Annotated in this window: 3 protein-coding genes; 2 read left to right on the top strand and 1 reads right to left on the bottom strand. The window is 73.0% G+C overall.

All coding sequences use genetic code 11. The features are described from left to right. Window positions 1-460 (top strand): HIT domain-containing protein (locus tag ABZ641_RS31785; RefSeq protein ID WP_359987421.1); only part of this gene is annotated, 460 nt, incomplete at its 5' end. Between the two features lie 78 nt (window positions 461-538). Here the strand turns inward: ABZ641_RS31785 and ABZ641_RS31780 are convergent. Beyond that, a complete protein-coding gene (locus ABZ641_RS31780; RefSeq protein ID WP_344621691.1) occupies window positions 539-2179 on the bottom strand; it encodes a hypothetical protein in 1641 nt (546 codons plus the stop codon). A 204-nt stretch (window positions 2180-2383) separates the two neighbouring features. Here ABZ641_RS31780 and ABZ641_RS31775 point away from each other — a divergent pair, with 204 nt between their 5' ends. Continuing rightward, window positions 2384-2809 (top strand): DCC1-like thiol-disulfide oxidoreductase family protein, encoded by a 426-nt coding sequence (locus ABZ641_RS31775; protein ID WP_359987418.1) that lies wholly within the window; start codon window positions 2384-2386, stop codon window positions 2807-2809. Window positions 2810-2832: the final 23 nt, after the last annotated feature.

The raw sequence follows: 2832 nt of genomic DNA, 5'->3' as shown, positions 1-2832 counted from the left end.
CCCGGCGCACGATCCGGCCGCCGTCCGCGCCGCGGCGCATCGTCCGCGTCGCCAGGTGATAGCCCAGGGTTGCCAGCAGCCGCTGGTCGTGGCCCGCGGCTCGTCCGTGTTCGCGGTGCTCAACCTCTACCCGTACAACGGCGGCCACCTGATGGTCGTCCCGTACCGGCACGTCGCGGACTACACCGAGCTGGACGAGGCCGAGACCGCCGAGCTCGCCCTGCTCACCAAGCACGCGATGACGGCGCTGCGCACCGCCTCGGGCGCGCACGGCTTCAACATCGGCATGAACCAGGGAGCCGCCGCCGGCGCCGGCATCGCCGCCCACCTCCACCAGCACGTGGTGCCGCGGTGGGGCGGGGACACCAACTTCATGCCGGTGGTCGGCCACACCAAGGTGCTGCCGCAGCTGCTCGCGGACACCCGCAAGATGCTGGCCGACGCCTGGCCGCAGGGCTGAGCCCACCGCACGGACGCCGCAGGGCCGGTACCGCGAGGACTCCCTCGGGTACCGGCCCTGCGTGCGTGTCCGGGCGGCTCAGCCGGCGTCGTAGGCGTCGGCCTTGAACGGGCGGACGGCCTGGTTCTCCGAGCGGCTGATGTTGGCGCGGTTGGTGAACCGCTCGACGTCCACGTCGTGGTCGGCGAGGAACTCGATGGTGGTGGTCTGCACCATGTTGAAGATCGGCTGGGCGCTGTAGAGCACCGAGTCGCTCTTCGCCCGGCTGTCCCAGGTCTTGTCCGTCCACGCCTGGCGGAGGCAGAACGGCTCCGGCAGGGTCAGCGAGCCGCCCAGCCAGTTCAGCAGCCCGGGGATCTTGTGGAACGGCGCCCGGACGGCCTGCCGGACGACCTCGTCGTCGTCGATCAGCGGGAGGACGATCGTCTTCTCCTCCCAGAACTTGCCGGTCTTCGGGACGCTCTTCTCCTTGGGCTTGGGCTTGGCCGTGAACAGCCCGTTGAGCGGCCCGAGGGCGTGCCCGTACACGGAGACCCGGAGGTTGCGGCCCAGCACGGTGACCTTGACGGTGACGGTGGCGACCACCTGGCCGTTGTGCAGCACCAGCTGCGCGGCCACGTTGGTGTCGGTGTCGGTGCCGATGGTCTGCCGGTTGGCGATCTGCTGGATGCCGAAGTCGCGCATCCGGTAGCCGTCCATCTCCGGGGTGGACGGGCGGCCGATCTCGTCCGCGCCCTCCGGGATGTCCTGTACCACCCAGTGGGCGACCGAGACGTGCGGCATGTCGCCGCCCGGCACCTCGCTGGCCGCGACCGAGCCGAGCCGCTCGGCGATCTTGCGGGCGAGGTCCCAGCGGTGGAAGGTCCGGAAGTCCGCGTGCCCCGCGGCCGGCCGGAGGTCCTCGTTCATCTCCACCGCGACCCAGCGCATGCCGGCGCCCAGCAGGCCCTTGCGGCCCGCGTAGTGGTGGATGTTGGTCTCCTGCTCGGAGGTCAGCCGCTCCAGGCTGGCGCGCAGGTCGGTGGCCTTGCGGTCGAGGTCGTCGCGCGGCACCGCCTGCGGCACCGTCGCGGCCACCGCGCCGCCCTCCAGCAGCGACTGCCAGCGGGTGCGCAGGTCGATCGTGCTGCGCAGGCAGATCCGCCGGGCGACGAACCAGCCGACCACCGGGGCCAGCATCATCAGCCGGAAGTACAGCGACCAGGGGCCGTCCACCGGCGGGCGGATCGCGAACAGCAGGGCCAGGCCGCAGGCGGCGAGCAGCGCCAGCGTGCCGTAGAAGCCCTCCCGGGCCGGATGCGTCTTCTTCAGCTGGGCGCGCACCTGGAAGGCGGCCAGCCAGACCAGCGCGCCGGGCAGGAAGAGCAGCCCGCAGACCACGGTGACCAGGGCGAGCTGCCGGTCCCGGGCGTGGCGCAGGTCGTTGGCGGCCAGGCAGTGCTCGACCACCATCCGCACGTCGGTGCCGAAGGACGGCACCAGCGGGTTCCGCTTGGCGGGCAGCGTCCGGTCGATCACCGCCCGGCTGAACGCCTCGCCGGCGCTCGGCCGGAACAGCTCGAAGCGGCCGTTCTTCAGCTTGGCGCCGAGCTTCTCCTCCAACTCCCTGAAGGTGCCGTCGCGGTAGGCCGCGGAGGAGAGCGCCGAAGTGACGGCGGTCTGCGGGCCGACGTCCGTGCGGGGTACCTGCGCACCCGGGGTCATGTCGAGCTGGGTCACGGCGGCTGCCCCTCCTCCCCTGGATCCGCCCTTGTCGGCCGCAGGCTATCGCGCCTCCGGCCGGTCGCGGGCAAGATCGTCTGAACCGGCGTCAGCCGCCCGCGGCCGAGCACCGTGAGGGGATCATGCCCACTTCGCGGCCGGTTCGATCCTCCGGGGTGTCACGCCGGCCGGCGGCGGCCCGCGGTGCGGGAGGATCGGGGCATGGCCGAACTCATCGCGCACGATCCCGTGCTGGTCTTCGACGGGGACTGCGCCTTCTGCGCCAGCTGCGTGACCTGGGCCGAACGCTACCCGCGGGCCTCCCTCTCCTCGGGCGGCTGGCAGGCCGTGCCGTACCAGTACGCCGACCTCGCGGCCCTGGACGCCGGGGCGGGCGGGCGCGGCCTGGTCACCGAGGAGCGGGCCGGCCGGGAGGTGCTGTGGATCACCCCCGGCGGACGGGTGTACGGCGGGGCGCAGGCGGTCGCCCGGCTGCTGATGCGCTCCGGCGGCGCCTGGGCGTACGCGGGCGCTGTGCTGGCGCTTCCTCCGGTGCGGCCGATCGCCGCCGCCGTCTACCGCTGGGTCTCCCGCAACCGCCACCTGCTGCCGGCGGGGACGCCGGCCTGCGCGATGCCACGGCGCTGAGCGCTTCGGGGAGACGCCGATCA

Origin of the sequence: Kitasatospora sp. NPDC007106, assembly GCF_040634455.1 — a bacterium.
GTDB lineage: Bacteria > Actinomycetota > Actinomycetes > Streptomycetales > Streptomycetaceae > Kitasatospora > Kitasatospora arboriphila.
The sequence above is the reverse complement of the archived record's forward strand: the minus strand, read 5'-3'. Positions and strand labels throughout refer to the sequence as shown.